Below are 14,479 nucleotides of genomic sequence, written 5' to 3' on the forward strand. Positions count from 1 at the left end.
AAATCTTTCAAAAGATTATTCTTCATCTTCATCGATTACTTCGTAGTCAGCATCTACTACATCTTCATCGCTTTGGCTAGCACCTTCTGCTCCAGCTTGGCTTTGTTTATACATCTTTTCACTTACCTTATAGATTTCATTTGTTAACTCTTCTGTAAGTGCTTTAATTTTATCTAAGTCATCAGCTGCTATTGCATCTTCTAGTTCTTTAGCCTTAGCTTCTATAGCTTCTTTTTCGCTGCCTTCTAGTTTTGCATCTTCTACTGTCTTTCTAGCTTGGTAAACTAGGTTTTCAGCGTTATTTTTAGCATCTATTGTTTCTTTTTTCTTCTTATCTTCTTCAGCAAATTGTTCTGCTTCTTTTACCTTTTTATCGATTTCTTCTTCTGTTAGGTTTGAAGATGATGTGATTGTTATCTTTTGTTCCTTACCTGAGCCTTGATCTTTAGCTGTTACATTTACTATACCGTTGGCATCTATATCAAAGGTTACTTCGATTTGTGGAACACCACGTCTAGCTGCAGGAATTCCTGTAAGTTGGAACCTACCAAGAGTTATGTTGTCTGCTGCCATTTCACGTTCACCTTGTACTACGTGGATGTCTACTTCTGTTTGTCCATCTGCTGCAGTTGTGAATATTTGGCTCTTCTTTGTAGGTATTGTTGTATTTCTTTCGATTAATTTTGTAGCTACACCACCAAGTGTTTCAATACCTAATGATAATGGTGTTACATCTAGTAGTAATAGGTCTTTTACTTCACCTGTTAGAACACCACCTTGGATAGCTGCACCTAATGCAACTGATTCATCTGGGTTGATATCTTTTTGTGGTTCTTTACCGATTATATTTTTAACTAGCTCTTGAACTGCTGGCACCCTTGTAGAACCACCTACTAGTAGGACCTTGTCTATATCAGAAGCTGATAGGCCTGCATCCTTTAAAGCATCTTCTACTGGTTTTCTTGTTTTTTCTACAAGATCATGAGTTAATTCGTTGAATTTAGCCCTTGTTAGGTTGATGTCTAAGTGGACAGGTTGGCCATCTACTGCTGTTATAAATGGTAGGTTAACATTTGTAGTAAGTGTTGATGATAGCTCTTTTTTAGCCTTTTCAGCTGCATCTTTTAGTCTTTGCATTGCTGTTAGGTCTTTTGTTAAATCAACACCTGATTCTTTCTTGAATTCAGCTGCAAGATATTCTACTACTGCATGGTCAAAGTCATCTCCACCAAGTTTGTTGTTTCCTCTTGTTGAAAGTACTTCAAATACTCCATCACCTACTTCAAGTATTGAAACATCGAATGTACCACCACCAAGGTCGTAAACCATAATCTTAGATTGGTCTGTTTCCTTATCCATACCGTATGCAAGAGCAGCAGCTGTTGGCTCGTTGATGATTCTGTCTACTTTTAGACCTGCAATTTGTCCAGCGTCTTTTGTAGCTTGTCTTTGAGCATCTGTAAAGTAGGCAGGTACTGTGATTACTGCATTTGTTACTGTATCATTTAGATAAGCCTCTGCGTCTGCTTTTAATTTTTGAAGAATCATTGCTGAAATTTCTTCTGGTGTGTATCTCTTGCCATCTATTTCTGGAGACTTCCAATCATGTCCCATTTCTCTTTTTACTGATGCTATTGTTCTATCTGGGTTAGTAATTGCTTGTCTTTTTGCTGTTTCACCAACTAATCTTTCGCCATCTTTTGAGAAAGCTACTACTGATGGAGTTGTTCTATTACCTTCACTGTTTGGTATAATTGTTGCTTGTCCACCTTCCATTACTGCTACTGCAGAATTGGTTGTACCTAAGTCAATTCCTATAATTTTTGCCATATGTTTTTCCTCCTATTTGCTTACCTTAACCATTGCTGGTCTAAGGACTTTGCCGTGTAATGTATATCCTTTTTGGAATGTTTCTATTATATAATCTTCTTTAACTGTATCGCTTGCTTCCGTCATTACTGCGTGATGCATATTATGATCAAAAACGCATCCGTCTGATTCAATTTCTTCTAAACCTTCGCTTTTGAGGGTCTTTAGAAATTCATCTCTTATCATTATGACTCCCTTTACAAAAGGATCTTCCATATCCTTATCTTTAAGAGCCCTATCAAAGTTATCTAAGACAGGTAGAAGCTTTTCTATAAGAGAGCTTGAGGCAAATTTCTTAAAGTCTGCTTTAGACTTTTCTTCTCTTTGCTTATAATTTGCAAAATCTGCCATAAGTCTCTGATATTTTTCTAAATATTCATTATCATCTGATGAAGTTTCCTCCGTATCTTCAACTATTTCAGCATCGATTACTTCTTCATCTTCTGGATTTTCTTTTATATTTTCTTCTTCTAATTTTTCTTCATCTTTTATTTTATCATCTGCCAAATCATTCACCTTACCTTTTTATTCATTTAGTAAATCTGAAACTAGCTTAATACTTTCAATAACTTCTTTATATCTAATTCTAGTTAGACCTACTATACCAATCTTACCGATGGTATTTTCGTCTACCTTAAAATAGGATGTTATGATTGTATTTTCCTTTAACTGGTCGATTTTATTTTCTTCTCCGATAGTGATGACTAGGCTTTGGTCATTTTTATCAGTTAGAAAATCTGTAATAATATCTGGATTTTCAAAGAGATTGATAAATTCCTTAGCTTTAACTATATCATCAAATTCTTTAAAATTGAATATATTACCCAAACCCTCTATCTTGATTTCCTTATCAGAATCCTTGCTAGATTCATTTTCCATCTTTGTTTGGATTATATCGAGCAAATACTTATAATTTAGATTTAACTTCTCTTCTATACTTATGATTTTCTTGCCTATATCATAAATACTTGAACCAACTAGCTCGCTCCTTAATATATGATTAACTTGCGATAAGCTTTGATCATCTATCTCATATTTTAGATAAATCAAATCATTAACAACTAGGCCATTGTCATAGACTACTATAAGTATGAGTGCATAATCATTTACCCTTAATAGCTCTATGTTGGCTATTGATTTTATTTGATTTTTGTAAGTGATAGACACTGCTGTTAGATTTGTGATTGTCGCTAAAATCTTTGTAGCTGAATCTACAATATCTGTAGCATTATGGTATCTCTTATCCAAGATTTGCCTCAAGTTTTTAGGATCGTTTTTCTGATCAAGCAGGCCATTTTCAAGTAAATGGTCTACAAAAAACCTGTAGCCCTTATCTGAAGGTAGCCTACCACTTGAGGAGTGGGCCTTTTTTAGAAGGCCTTTCTTTTCTAGAGATGACATATCATTTCTAATAGTAGCCGGTGATACATCAAAGGAATAATCATCAGCCAAACTCTTAGAGCCTACTGGTTCTCCCTCTAGGATATAGGAGTTTATGATAGAGAAAAGTATCTGCATTCTTCTATCTTTCAAGTCTTTCACTCCTTTTAGCACTCTTTAGTATCGACTGCTAATTATAGTATACTAGCTAGGATTCCTTTGTCAAGAAATATTATATTATTTCAAGAAAAAACTCATTAGAAAGGGAAAATCCCTTCTTAGTAAAGCTTATCCTATCAGAGATTTCAAAAAATCCATCCCTATAAAATTTATCAACTGACTCTTTATATTTTTCTAAGAAGTCAGCCTTAAATTTTTCCTTAAAGGTCTTAAGATTTATTCCTTGAGCCTCTCTTAACTTAAAAATTATATATTCTTTTTCCTTCTCATCCCTATCAATGAATTCTTTATTTATAATAGGAAGCTTATTTTCTCTTATAAACTTATCATAAATTGCTAGATTTCTTGTATTGGTATATCTGGTATTTAAAAGATAGCCGCTAGCACCAAGGCCAAAGCCAAAGTAACCCTCGCCATTCCAATATTTTTTGTTATGAAGTGATTCAAAACCTTGCTTGGCAAAATTTGATACTTCATACCTTTTTAGATTAAGTCTTGAAAGCTCATCTATTATCATATCAAAAATATCTACCTCTAAGTCACTATCCATCAAATCAAGCTTGCCTTCTTTGTCAAGAGCATAAAACCTTGAACCCTTATCTAATATCAAAGAATACCAAGAAATATGGTCTGGATTAATTTTCTTTACAAAATCCAAGTCCTTTTTTACAGAATCCATATCTTGACCTGGGAGGTTTAACATCAAATCAAAGGATAAATTTTTAAATCCCGCTTCCCTAATCAAATCTATATCCCTAAGGGCTCTCTCTCTTGTATGATTTCTACCAATATTTTTAAGGACCCTATCATCAAAGGATTGGACTCCTAGAGAGATCCTGTTTATGCCAAGCTTTTTATAGGTCTTAAGCTTTTCCTTATTAAGCGAATTTGGATTTGCCTCGATGGTAAATTCTTTTATGTCTGTCTTAAATTTATAGATTTCCTCAACTATTTCTTCAATGAGTCGAGCGTCTATATAAGAAGGTGTCCCTCCTCCAATGTAGATCGTATCAATGATTACATCCATCCTTTGCCTATAAAAATTCATTTCCTTAATCAAATTAGAAACATAGGGCCTAATCCAATTTTCTAAATTTGGAAAGGCTGCAAAGTCGCAATAATAACACTTTTTCTCACAAAATGGAATGTGGATATAGGCTCCTATCTTATTCATTTTTACCTATCAATTCTATAAGCACTAACTTAGCGACAGATCTGCTTATTATCTTAAAATCAGATCCCTTTTTTATCCTAAGGGCATCTGCTGGAAAATATGTGTATTCCTTGCCATCTGCTATAACCCTCACCCTGCCATCTATTACAACTATATAATAGGCATGGTCTGGATTTTGTGGTATAAATTCATTTTCCTTTTCAAAATGTAATCTTCTAATTATTTCTTCATCAGATTTTAATACTAGCTCCTCGCTTGCCTTAGCTGGCTTTTTTTCTTCTACCTGGCCAATCTTATGATTTTTATAATCATCTTTAGTGAAAATTGTTTGGTGAACCGGGGCTAAAATTCCCATAGGAACTTTCACAATATGGCTACCATAAAAAGTAAATCCAAGCTTCTTTTGAAAATCCCTAGACTTAAAATTATTTCTAAAATATCCAGCAGAAATATAATCAAGACCCAAATCTTCAAAGGCATATTTCATCATAGCCCTAACAGCTTCTGTCATAATTTTTTGCCTATGGTAAGCAGGACTTAATACAAAACCTATCTCCTTGGCCTTTTTACCTTCAAATTCTTTATAAAAATCCTCATCCACTGGGCGAAGTACTATAGATCCGATTACCTTGCCATCCATTTCTATAGCAAGGACGTTTTTATTTTTTTTAAATCTTTCTAAAACTTCCCTAGTGTAATCTAGATTTTCATGATGAGGCCAACCAGCCATTTCACCAAGTCCAGGTATTTTTGCGTATTCAAAAAAATCTTCTAAATCAGAATCTCTAAAGGCTCTAAGTACAAGCCTATCAGTTTTTATAACTAAATCAGTAAAATCAACTTTAATATCCATAAATACTCCTTATCCATGATAAATATACTATACAATAATGGAATTTATTTTAAAATTTTGTAAGATATGACTAAGTAACTTGTCTACTATATGAAGGAGGGGCTATGGATATAGAAAAAATTTATAGAATATATTTTGATGACTTGTATAGATTTTTGCTATATCTATGCAAGAATAAAGAAGTGGCCCAGGATATTTGCTCAGAAAGCTTTATAAGAGCCATGAAAAACATAGAAAATATCGAAGATTCTAAGGTAAAAGCTTATCTTTTTCAAATTGGTAAAAACACCTATTACAACTATTATAAAAAGAACAAAAGGCTTTTGGTCACTGATAAAATCGAAGACTTTGACCAGGAATTGGAATCTTTTGAGAAAGATTTATTGTACAAAGAAAATCTATCTAATTTGGATATGGCAATAGAAAGTCTTGAAAACCCTTACAAAGATGTTGTGAAACTAAGACTTAACGACCTATCTTTTAAGGAAATTGGAGAGATTTATAAGAAAAATCAAAACTGGGCCTGTGTTGTATACCACAGGGCCAAGGAAAAATTAAAAATATTAATGGAGGAAAATGATGAATAATTGTGATATTGTAAAAGACTTACTTCCCTTATATAAGGAAAATCTTTTAAGCGAAGAATCAGTTAAATTTGTAGAAGACCATTTAAAGTCTTGCCCTAAGTGCAAGAAGCAATTGACAGATGAAATCGAATTTGAAAATAAAAATACAAAGCCCTTAGTTTTTGTAGAAAAAAGGATAAAAAAAGAGACTAGGTTTTTTACCCTAGCAGTGGTCTCGTTTATCGGATCAATACTCATTTTTATCATATCCTATCTAAGCATTCCAAGGCATATTGAGTATGAAAAGGACTTGTACAAAGTTTACAAGAGCGATGACATCTACACAGTAGAATTTTCTGACAAGGTTAGCGGGATTGATTACACTGACACAGAAGATGCCATCTACCTTGATGCCTATACCACAAAATATGACCAGATTTTTAATAAAGATAGGCCAAGAAAATCCCTTACTTTTCATAAGGATAAGATAAAAACTGTCCTCTATCAAAACCACGATTCTATGCCAGAAATGGTAATCGGATCTGGAGAAGTTCGCCAAACTCTTCTCCCAAGACTTGTCTTTGGATTTTATGCAAGAGCTTCTATTATTGGATTTATAGGCCTTGGGCTAATAATATTTGCGCTAGAAAAATTTAGAAAAAAATCTCTAAGTTTACCTACAAAGACATTTTTACTGGGAGGTCCCCTATCACTTTTCTCAGCAATTATTGCAGTTAAAGGATTAAATACAGCAACCTATTATCCAACAACAGATTTCAAATACATCGCCTTCTTAACCCTTGGAATTTACCTGTTTTTTATATTTATCAGTATATTTATAGACCAAAAAAGGATGTGAGAAATCACACCCTTTTTTATTTTATTCATCATCAAGCTTAAGTACTGATAGGAAGGCCTCTTGTGGGACTTCAACATTACCAAGTTGGCGCATCTTTTTCTTACCTTCTTTTTGTTTTTCAAGAAGCTTTTTCTTTCTAGAAATATCACCACCATAGCATTTGGCGATAACATCTTTTCTTAGAGCCCTTACAGTCTCCCTAGCGATAATTTTTGCACCAATTGCCGCTTGGATTGGCACGGCAAATTGTTGTCTTGGAATCTCATCCTTTAGCTTTTCAACAATTCCTCTGCCCCTTGCATATGCACTATCCCTATGGACAATTAAGGATAAGGCATCGACATTTTTCTCGTTAATTAGGATATTAAGCTTAACTAGGTCTGAAATCTTATAGCCTGTCACCTCATAATCAAGGGAAGCATAGCCCTTTGTCCTTGACTTAAGATTGTCAAAGAAATTGTAAATCACCTCATTTAATGGAATCTTATATTTAATAGAAACCCTATTTTCATCTATATAGGTCATATTTATAAGCTCCCCACGCCTAGATTGGGCCAAATCCATCACTTGACCAATATATTCCTTTGGAGTAATTATTTCAGAAATTGTTTCTGGTTCCTTTATATATTGGATTTCTGTAGGATCTGGGAAATCATTAGGATTTTGTAATTCTTTCTCTTCATCCGCAGATTTTAATTTAATCTTATAAATAACTGATGGAGCTGTAGCGATTATATCTAGGTCATATTCTCTTTCAAGCCTTTGGGTTATGATATCCATGTGTAAAAGTCCAAGGAAACCTGCCCTAAGACCTACACCAAGAGCTTGAGAATTTTCCTGCTCAAATACAAGGGCAGCATCATTAACCTGAAGCTTTTCTAAAGAATCTCTTAGCTTATCAAAAGATTCGCCTTCAGCTGGATAGATACCAGAATAAACCATTGGTAGGACTTCCTTATAGCCAGAAAGTGGCTTATCTGTTGGATTTGCTACACTTGTTATAGTATCACCGACCCTAGCATCCTTAACTTCCTTAATAGATGCCTCTATAAAGCCAACATCACCACTTCTTAGTTCCTTTGTAGCAATCCTACCCCTTGTTGTATAACCAACTTGGTTGACCTCATATTTCTTGCCAGTATTCATCATGACAATCTCATCCCCTGGTCTTACGACCCCTTCAAAGATTCTTACATAACAAACAACTCCCACATAAGAGTCATAATAAGAATCAAAAATAAGGGCCTTAAGAGGCTTATCATCATGATCTTCAGGAGCAGGTACGTTTTTAACAATATCTTCTAAAACATCTTCAATATTTAAGCCAGTCTTGGCAGAAATCATTGGAATTCCATCAGTATCAAGGCCAATCTGATTTTCTATCTCAAGTTTAATCTCATCAGGTCTAGCACTTGGAAGGTCAATCTTATTTAAAACCGGAAGAATTTCCAAATCTTGCTCTAAAGCTAGGTAAGTATTGGCCAAAGTCTGAGCCTCAACCCCCTGACTAGCATCAACAACAAGAATAGCTCCTTCACAAGCCTTAAGAGACCTAGACACCTCATAATTAAAGTCCACATGGCCTGGAGTATCAATAAGGTTAAGGTCATAAGTATTGCCATCATTAGCCTTGTAATGAATCTTAATAGACTTAAGCTTAATTGTAATACCACGTTCCTTTTCAAGCTCCATATCATCAAGCATCTGCTCTTTGATATCCCTTTGGCTTATATTTTCACTTTTTTCAATGAGCCTATCTGCAAGGGTAGACTTTCCGTGGTCAATATGGGCAATTATTGAAAAATTTCTAATATTTTCTTTTCTCTTTGTCATATATCTCCTACTAATCTTATTTATATGGATTATTATCAATAAGTCCTGCATCAGCAAAAGGATAGAACCTCAAAAATGCATGACCTACAATATCTTCTTTATATATCTTACCAAAATTTCTGGAGTCATTAGAATTATCCCTATTGTCTCCAAAAACTAAGTATTCATTGCTACCTAAGATAAATTCATTACCAGCAAGACCTTCTAGAGTATGGTCGCTAGCTATATATTTCTCCTCAAGTACATCTCCATTAATGAGGACCTTGCCATCTTGTAGTTTGACAGTATCTCCAGGAGTGCCTATAACTCTTTTAACATACAATCTATTTGGATAATCTGGGGCATTAATAATAACAATCTGTCCCCTTTTATAGTCGCCAAAATATTTTCCAATCTTATTAACCATAAGCATATCATCACTATGTAGGGTATTTAACATCGAATCCCCAGATACTCTAGTGGCATCAACAATAAAAAACTTAACAAAAAAAGTTATGATCAAGGCAACGGCAATAGTTTTAACCCAATCCCAAATCACACTTAAGATGGAATCCTTCTTTTTATTTTTATCTTCCATAACAACCTCTCATTCCTTGAATTATTATATACTATATGGGGTCAATTCTCAAAAAATTCTTAAAAATATAATAAAAACTTGAGCTTTTTGAAAGTTTATGGTAGAATACATAAGTCAAGTAAAAAAAGAGAAGAGGTGAAAATAGATGGCAAATATTAAATCAAGTCAAAAAAGAATTGAAGTCGCTAAAAGAAATACTCTTAGAAATAAGTCAAGAAAATCAGCAATCAAAACTTACATCAAAAAGTTTGAAGCAGCTATAGAAGCAAATGAACTAGACCAAGCTAGAGAATTACTAAAATTAGTTGACAAAAAGCTAAAACAAGCAGAAAGCAAAAATGTAATCCATAAAAACAGAGTTGCATCTGTAACATCAAGATTAGCTAAAAAATTAAACGCAGCAAACGCATAAGAAAATGAGTGATAATCAGTAATGGATCCCGACATATGACTACTGATAATCACTCATTTTAAATGTAGTAAAAATTTTGCGAGCAAAATTTTTACGGTTTTCACAATTTATCGAACAACAAAGTTGTGAAGATAAATTGATGAAAAACATTATGCAGGGAGGAAAGAACGACGAGACGAATAGGAGCGTTGAGCTTTCCGATTCGCAAATAGTAGAGCACAAATATTGCTAGCAATATTTTGCGGTTTTCACAATTTTGCAAGCACAAAGTGCGCAGGAAAATTGATGAAAAACCTTATGCAGCGAAGAAAAAAGGACGCGACGAAAAGGAGCGTTCTTTTTTTGTAGTCGCATAGGATAAAGACATGACCTGCGAGCAAAATTTTTACGGTTTTCACGATTTTACAAGCACGAAGTGCGCAGGAAAATTGATGAAAAACCTTATGCAGCGAAGAAAAAAGGACGCGACGAATAGGAGCGTTCTTTTTTTGTAGTCGCATAGGATAAAGATACCCCATTGCTAGAAAAACTTTATGCAGGGAGAGAAATTCAACGCGACGAACAGGAGCGTTTAATTTCTCGAGTCGCATAGGATAAAGACACACCTTTGCAAGCAATTTTTTTGCAATTTCACAATTTATCGAATGAGAATCAGAAATAGAAATCGATAAAAATCTTATAATAAACTAAAAAGAACGTCTTAATAGCAACGTTCTTTTTTAATCCAATCAAATTCAATTAATTACCTAAATCCCCACAAAAGCAATCAACTTCAAGAGCTCATCTTTCATATCAAAATTTTCTGACTTGCTTCTTTTTTCCATATCAAATAACCTTTCATTTATATCGATTAATTCATCAAGGCTGAAATTTCTTATAAAATCCTTGGCTTTTTTTAGTTCAAAGCTTCCTATCTTTGCTGTTTTCATCATAAAGGAGTCGTTGTAGGATGCTTGACTTAGGCTTTTTATGGTTGTTAAAATCCTTATTTGCCTTATTATCATATGGTAGACCATAAAAAGGTCTTCTCCTGATTTTGCCATGGATAAGAAGGTCTTCATGGCTGTTTTTGTGTCTTTTTTGGAAAGGGCATCTGTTAGGTTAAATATGGATAGGTTAAGGACTTGATCTAGTTGGTCTTCTATATCCTCTCTTGTGATGACTTCATTATTTGAATTTGATATAATTTTATCTACTGAGTTTACTATTTCATATAAGTCTACTTCGCTATTGTAGGAAAGATAGGAAAACCTGTCTACTATTTCTCCAATAAATTGGTTTGAAATTTTCTTATTTTTGCTTAAGAATCTCTTGCCAATAAAGGACCTCAGCTCCCTATTATTTAGCCTTTCGATTTCTACGATATTTCCCTGCTTTTTAACTTCCTTGTAAAACTTGCCCTTAAACGGCTTATTATCTGAAAATATCATAAGAGTAGCATAGGCTGGGAAATCTGCCAAATCTTTGCTTAGCTCATCTAAGACTTCTTTGTAAGAAGCGACCTTATCTTTACTTAGGTCTATATTCTGCCAGATTATTATCTTCTTATCTTCCATGACAGGATAGGTTTCGTAGGAATTTTTGAGACTTTCGTAGTCTGTTTCGCCCTTTATCCTGATTAGGTTAAAGTCTTTTATATTTATTTTTCTCTCTGCCTCTTCTATCAGGGTGGTATTGAGGTATTCTTCCTCAGAATCAAATAAATAAACTCCGCTAGTTTGATTACCACTTAGACTTTTAAAAAAATCTACATATTTCATCTAAAAAACCCTCCTTTCAAATATTTTTCTACTTTAATTTCCTTATTTTTAACCCTAATTTTAACTAGGCCATCGCTTTGGGTGTTGTAAGTTTTTATTCCCCTAATATTATGTAAAACTTCCCTATTTGGGTGGCCGTAGGTGTTATTTCTTCCTGCTGATATTAGGGCAATATCTGGATCTACCCTATCGATAAATTCCTTACTTGAAGATGACCTTGACCCGTGGTGGGATAGCTTTAATATATCAGCCCTCTGGTCTAATTTATTTTCAAATTCAGCTGATAGGTCTCCTAGGCTTAGGATTGTCTTACCCTTTATATTTATCAATAGTCCCATTGACTTATCATTTTCATTTTCATTATTTTCCCCATCATAAATACATCTGATAAAACCATCAGAAAGCTTAACTTCATCGCCTATATTTATTATCTTCGCCTGGTATTTATCCTTAAATTCTTTTGATAGAGACTTATCAACTATTATATTTTTAACCCTAAGATTTTCTAGCAAGTAATTGAGGTTACCAGCATGGTCCTTATCTTCATGGCTTATAAAGACTCCCTCAATTTCCTTAACCCCAATGCTTTTGAGATATGGCACAAGGATTCTCTCTCCAGAATCATAGTCCTTATACTTAGGTCCTCCTACATCAATCATATAATATTTGCCCCTATCATCTATCAAAAAGGCATCGCCCTGGCCTATGTCGATCATCTGATAAGTTATGTCTTTATTTATAAAATCCATGACTAGCGACATGGAAGTTATAGCAAGGGAAAGTCCTAGGAATTTACCAAAGTTCTTCTTTACCTTTACATTGGCAAATATATAAATTAGTATAAATAAAAATATGGATACCAAAATATTTTCTGCCACAAAATCTAGGCTTAAAAATGAAATAGAACCTAAAAAGCTTGTCATATCAAGCATGGAATTTACCAGTAAATCCAGGCCAAGGAAGGCTAATTTAAGAAGTCTTCCTAAAATCGGATAGGTAAAGATAATAAAAAACATCAAATATATGGCTATTTCAAATATTGGTACAATTAAAAAGTTTGCTGGTATGGATAAGAGATTATAATACCTAAAATAATAGGCAACAAAGGGCAAGGTGGAAAGCTGGATAGCACTTGTAAAGGCAAAGGAATCTCTTATAAATCCTTCTTTAAAGAGCTTTTTAAAGCGTGGGTAAATCCTATAAATTGCAAGACATGCTACAAAGGATAGGATAAAGCCCGATGATAAAATAGCAAAAGGATTTATCAGCAAAATAATTAAGGCTGCAATTATTAATGATTTGACCCTATCTATTGGTTTTCTAGACAAAAATCCCACAAAGCCTATCAAATTTATTATAAGGACCCTTTGGACAGAATAGGGAAAACCGATTATATAGGCATAAAGTCCAACTAGGATAAGACCTGCTATCCTGGTGTACTTATAAGGAATTTTTAGCTTAAGGCCAACAAAGGATAAAAATGTCATTAGCATATCCATGTGAAGACCTGAAACTGCCAAAATATGGGCAAGGCCCATCTTGCCAAGGCTTTCCCTGTCAATCAGATTATCTGTTAACAAAAGTGAAATTACAAAATCTGATGATTTCTTGGATAAGTTATTAGAAAAAATCCTGTTTATGTAAGAAAAAAATCCCTTTCTTATCTTTAGAAATATATTTTTAGACTGACTTCTAAGAATCTCTTGATGGAGATTTTTAGGCTTAAATTCAAGGCTTACATTTTTTGAAATAGCATAAGACCTAAAATTAAATAAATTCGGGTTGGTATTCCTATTGATAAGCCTAAGTTCGCCCTCAAGATCCATTACATCTCCTATATCAAAATCTCCCTCATCAAAGATAAAGGCCTTTTGGTCATAGTCCTTATTTTTTATGTGGACTGTATACCTGTAGGAGTCATTTGACTTTCTTTTTTCCAAAATCTTAACCTGGACATTTTCCATATCACTTTCATGCAAATTAAAGGAAGAAAGCCTAATAACGCTTAAAGTAAAGCCCAAGAAAATTGCAAGAACTACTAGAGAAAAATCCCTATTTTTCCTATAAAGGACAAAGGCAAGGCTTAGGCTTACAAGTCCTAGGTTAAATATATTTAGATTTTCAAAATTTATAAAACCCACTATGCCCATAATTAGGCCTAGGAGGATTAAAGATAAATTTTTTTTCATAAAAACCTCTATTTAATTATATCATATGTTATAATAGATTTAGAGGTGACCTATGAAAATATATGAAAATTATCCTGAAATATTAAATATCAAGGCAAAAGTCCTCGATAAGAGATTTAAAAATAACATAAGCCAAGTTATAGTCGATAAAAATATCTTTATGGCTGATGATAACGAATTAATAAATGATTATAAGAGCCTAGATGATAAGGAAATTATAGAGGTAAAGGAAAATAGAGGCAAGCTCTTAATTTCTGTAGATGGAAAGATAAGTGAAGAAGAAGTGGTCCTTGAAGTAGATAAGAATCTAAGATACAGAAACCTATCCTACAACACAGCCTATATCCTCTTTCAAATTTTCCTTGAAGGATTTTATGGCAAGATTAAGACAAATTTATTTCTAAATGAAGATGAGGCCTACATAAGCCTTATTAATTATAGAGATGATATTGACCCAGAGCTTTTTGATGAGATGATAAACTATGCTATTGACTCAAGCCTACCTATCAATTCTCAGGCTGGAATAACTGAAGTTACAGGACTTGGAACTGTAATTAATTCTAATATTTGCTTTAACAACACCTATAAGATTATAAAATTTAAGGTCTTAGATGTACACAAGGATGGAAAAAATACTATCATAAGCTTTTTGGCTGGTAGATAAGATATTGACAAAAATACTACAGCATGGTAAACTATTATAAATTTACAGAAAGGAGAGAAGAAAAATGACAAAATTAAGAAAAGGAAAAGAAGCAAGTAACTAGTAAGTAAGGATAGCTCCTTGACTTACATAAGAAAAAACAAGGAGGATGCCGAAATTTCGG

Annotated in this window: 13 protein-coding genes; 4 read left to right on the top strand and 9 right to left on the bottom strand. The window is 33.6% G+C overall.

What is annotated here, in order from left to right; translation table 11 throughout:
• Window positions 1-15: 15 nt before the first annotated feature.
• The 5 genes from dnaK to ACCQ42_RS01225 all read right to left on the bottom strand — a co-directional run bounded on the left by dnaK (window position 16) and on the right by ACCQ42_RS01225 (window position 5,456).
• On the bottom strand, window positions 16-1,830 hold the full coding sequence (gene dnaK, locus ACCQ42_RS01205; protein WP_106460606.1) for a molecular chaperone DnaK: 1,815 nt from the start codon (window positions 1,828-1,830) through the stop codon (window positions 16-18).
• Between the two features lie 12 nt (window positions 1,831-1,842).
• On the bottom strand, window positions 1,843-2,376 hold the full coding sequence (grpE, locus tag ACCQ42_RS01210) for a nucleotide exchange factor GrpE (protein WP_199792159.1): 534 nt from the start codon (window positions 2,374-2,376) through the stop codon (window positions 1,843-1,845).
• A gap of 18 nt (window positions 2,377-2,394) precedes the next feature.
• Entirely contained in the window at window positions 2,395-3,411 is a 1,017-nt protein-coding gene (hrcA, locus tag ACCQ42_RS01215; protein ID WP_321160849.1) for a heat-inducible transcriptional repressor HrcA, read from the bottom strand.
• 70 nt (window positions 3,412-3,481) lie between these two features.
• Window positions 3,482-4,603, bottom strand: a complete 1,122-nt coding sequence (hemW, locus tag ACCQ42_RS01220) for a radical SAM family heme chaperone HemW (protein WP_106460609.1) — start codon at window positions 4,601-4,603, stop codon at window positions 3,482-3,484.
• Complete coding sequence (locus tag ACCQ42_RS01225; protein ID WP_410035112.1) at window positions 4,596-5,456, bottom strand: GNAT family N-acetyltransferase; 861 nt, start codon at window positions 5,454-5,456, stop codon at window positions 4,596-4,598. Before ACCQ42_RS01225 ends, hemW begins: the two co-directional genes overlap by 8 nt.
• A 104-nt stretch (window positions 5,457-5,560) precedes the next feature.
• Here ACCQ42_RS01225 and ACCQ42_RS01230 point away from each other — a divergent pair, with 104 nt between their 5' ends.
• Window positions 5,561-6,043, top strand: coding sequence for an RNA polymerase sigma factor (locus ACCQ42_RS01230; protein WP_106460611.1), 483 nt, complete (start codon window positions 5,561-5,563; stop codon window positions 6,041-6,043).
• Window positions 6,036-6,881, top strand: coding sequence for a zf-HC2 domain-containing protein (locus ACCQ42_RS01235; RefSeq protein ID WP_158698380.1), 846 nt, complete (start codon window positions 6,036-6,038; stop codon window positions 6,879-6,881). The genes ACCQ42_RS01230 and ACCQ42_RS01235 overlap by 8 nt, the downstream gene beginning before the upstream one ends.
• A 21-nt stretch (window positions 6,882-6,902) precedes the next feature.
• Here ACCQ42_RS01235 and lepA read toward each other — a convergent pair whose 3' ends face one another.
• Both lepA and lepB read right to left on the bottom strand, forming a co-directional pair.
• Window positions 6,903-8,714, bottom strand: a complete 1,812-nt coding sequence (lepA, locus tag ACCQ42_RS01240) for a translation elongation factor 4 (RefSeq protein ID WP_106460613.1) — start codon at window positions 8,712-8,714, stop codon at window positions 6,903-6,905.
• Between the two features lie 16 nt (window positions 8,715-8,730).
• Window positions 8,731-9,291: a signal peptidase I gene (gene lepB, locus ACCQ42_RS01245; RefSeq protein WP_106460614.1), complete on the bottom strand. Its 561-nt coding sequence runs from the start codon at window positions 9,289-9,291 to the stop codon at window positions 8,731-8,733.
• A 145-nt stretch (window positions 9,292-9,436) separates the two neighbouring features.
• On the opposite strand from lepB, the gene rpsT reads away from it, so the two are divergent.
• Window positions 9,437-9,703 carry a 30S ribosomal protein S20 gene (gene rpsT, locus ACCQ42_RS01250; protein WP_106460615.1) on the top strand — a complete coding sequence of 89 codons (267 nt, stop codon included), beginning with the start codon at window positions 9,437-9,439 and terminating at the stop codon, window positions 9,701-9,703.
• A 746-nt stretch (window positions 9,704-10,449) separates the two neighbouring features.
• Here rpsT and holA read toward each other — a convergent pair.
• Window positions 10,450-11,463, bottom strand: coding sequence for a DNA polymerase III subunit delta (gene holA / locus ACCQ42_RS01255; RefSeq protein ID WP_106460616.1), 1,014 nt, complete (start codon window positions 11,461-11,463; stop codon window positions 10,450-10,452).
• Window positions 11,460-13,652 (bottom strand): DNA internalization-related competence protein ComEC/Rec2, encoded by a 2,193-nt coding sequence (locus tag ACCQ42_RS01260; protein ID WP_106460617.1) that lies wholly within the window; start codon window positions 13,650-13,652, stop codon window positions 11,460-11,462. Before ACCQ42_RS01260 ends, holA begins: the two co-directional genes overlap by 4 nt.
• Window positions 13,653-13,704: 52 nt before the next feature.
• Here ACCQ42_RS01260 and ACCQ42_RS01265 point away from each other — a divergent pair, with 52 nt between their 5' ends.
• Window positions 13,705-14,316: a hypothetical protein gene (locus ACCQ42_RS01265; RefSeq protein WP_106460618.1), complete on the top strand. Its 612-nt coding sequence runs from the start codon at window positions 13,705-13,707 to the stop codon at window positions 14,314-14,316.
• The last annotated feature ends 163 nt before the right edge of the window (window positions 14,317-14,479 follow it).

The sequence above is a fragment of the Anaerococcus kampingae genome, assembly GCF_046365475.1.
In the GTDB taxonomy this organism is placed as follows: domain Bacteria; phylum Bacillota; class Clostridia; order Tissierellales; family Peptoniphilaceae; genus Anaerococcus; species Anaerococcus kampingae.